Genomic DNA, 1,723 nt, shown 5'->3' with positions numbered 1-1,723 from the left:
GGCGACGCCTTCGCCGCCCGCCGTGACGATCGCCACGGGATAGAGATCGGCCAATAGCCGTGCGGCTTGCGCGGCCCCGTCGAGTGTCTCGACCACTGCCGTGCCAGCCAGGAATTCCGCCTCGATGGCGTTGACCACCAATATGTCGACCAGGGCGATCAACTCCTCGGAGAGTTTGCGCGCGGGGGCCGCGTTGAGCACGACGCGGCTGCCCCGTGCCTTGACTGCGCGTGCGGCGGCAATGTTGGCGGCTTCCGGCACTTCGTTCTGCAGCAGGAGCACCGCCGTCTGTCCCACCACATCGGAAGCAGAGGCACTGTCGGCATGGCCCAGTGCCAGATTGCTGCCCGAGACGATCACCGCGCCATAGTCGCCGCCTTGGTCGAAGATCGCCACGCTCATGCCGGAGCCGGCGCCAGCGGCCACCCGCACGAAGCGGCGGTCGACCTTGGCGCGATCGAGATTGGCCAGCAACGCCCGCCCGAAATCATCGTCGCCGACGGCGCCGATCATCGCCGCATACACACCGGCTCGCGCCGCCGAGACGGCCTGGTTGCCGCCCTTGCCACCGCATTTGGGGTGCCAGGCATGGCCGGTCACCGTCTCGCCCTTGCGCGGGCGGTCGGGCGCGTCGACCATAATGTCGTAATGCAGGCTGCCGAACACGGTCACCAGCGGCGTTGTCGTCATGAGCCCCGGTCTTTTCGTTTCGATGTCACCGCCGACATAGTGCGGCCGAGATTTCGCTCCGCCGCCTGATAGTCGCGCTGCGCCACCGCGACGAACAACGCGTCGAGAATGTTGAGCTGGGCAATGCGGGCCGCTGCGTTCTCGCCCATCAGCGGCGAACCCTGCGCGGTCGAGCACAGAACGATATCGGCGACGGCGGCCAGGGGCGAGTTGTCGTAATTGGTGATGGCCAGCGTGCGGGCACCGTTCTTGCGGGCCAACTGAATGGCGTCGATAACGGCCGACGTGTTGCCCGAATGCGAGAAGCCGACGGCGATGTCGTCGCCGCCGAGCAGCGAGGCCGACATCAGCATCATGTGCGAATCGTCGTAGACGGATGCGCGGATGCCGATGCGCAGGAATTTGTGCGAAACGTCGCGCGCGATCTGCGCCGAGCCGCCGACGCCATAGAAATCCCGGTTCTTGGCACGGAAGAGCAGCTCGGCGGCGCGGTCGAAATCCTCGATGTCGAGGATCGCCAGCGTCTCCTCCAGCGCCTGGATGGAGGTGCGGAACACTTTTTGCACGATCTCGGCCGAACTGTCGTCGGATGACAGTTCCTGGTGCATCTCGGCGGTCGGCAGGCGACTGTACTCATAGACGGCGGTGCGGAAGTCGCGATAGCCGGAAAAGCCGAGCTTCTTGGCGATCTTGACCACCATCGCCTCGGACACGCCGGATTCCTCGGCGATCTGCTTCAGCGGAATGCTCTCGTCGAAGCCGCGCCGGCCGAAGACGGTTTCCACCACCTTCGCCTCCAGCGGAGTGAGATGCGGCATCATCATGCGGATGCGCGGTCCTACCGCTTTCAGGTCCAGCCCGCTCAAGGTCATCCACGCCCCCTCGTCACGCGATCGATAAGCATCGCGGCGAGGATTATAAGACCAGTTGCCAGAAGCTGATAGAAGGACTGGACGTTCATCAGCGTCAAACCGTTGCGCATGGCGCCGAGGATGACGGCGCCCAGGATGGTGCCGACGACGCTGCCCTTGCC

Annotated in this window: 2 protein-coding genes and 1 pseudogene; all 3 read right to left on the bottom strand. The window is 65.1% G+C overall.

The features are described from left to right. On the bottom strand, positions 1–690 hold a 690-nt coding region (locus tag EN969_RS29945), incomplete at its 3' end, for a PfkB family carbohydrate kinase (protein ID WP_127419671.1). Continuing rightward, entirely contained in the window at positions 687–1,562 is an 876-nt protein-coding gene (locus EN969_RS29940) for a MurR/RpiR family transcriptional regulator (RefSeq protein ID WP_013529211.1), read from the bottom strand. The genes EN969_RS29940 and EN969_RS29945, both read right to left, overlap by 4 nt. Next, positions 1,559–1,723 (bottom strand): annotated as a pseudogene (locus EN969_RS36355) (ribose ABC transporter permease); the annotation flags it as partial. The pseudogene EN969_RS36355 and the gene EN969_RS29940, both read right to left, overlap by 4 nt.

Origin of the sequence: Mesorhizobium sp. M7A.F.Ca.CA.003.01.2.1 (assembly GCF_003998945.1) — a bacterium.
GTDB classification, from domain to species: Bacteria; Pseudomonadota; Alphaproteobacteria; order Rhizobiales; family Rhizobiaceae; genus Mesorhizobium; species Mesorhizobium ciceri.
The sequence above is the reverse complement of the archived record's forward strand: the minus strand, read 5'-3'. Positions and strand labels throughout refer to the sequence as shown.

Bases quoted from the DNA above. Each gene is read 5' to 3' on its own strand.
- EN969_RS29940 (WP_013529211.1), bottom strand. From the start codon at position 1,562: ATGACCTTGAGCGGGCTGGACCTGAAAGCGGTAGGACCGCGCATCCGC.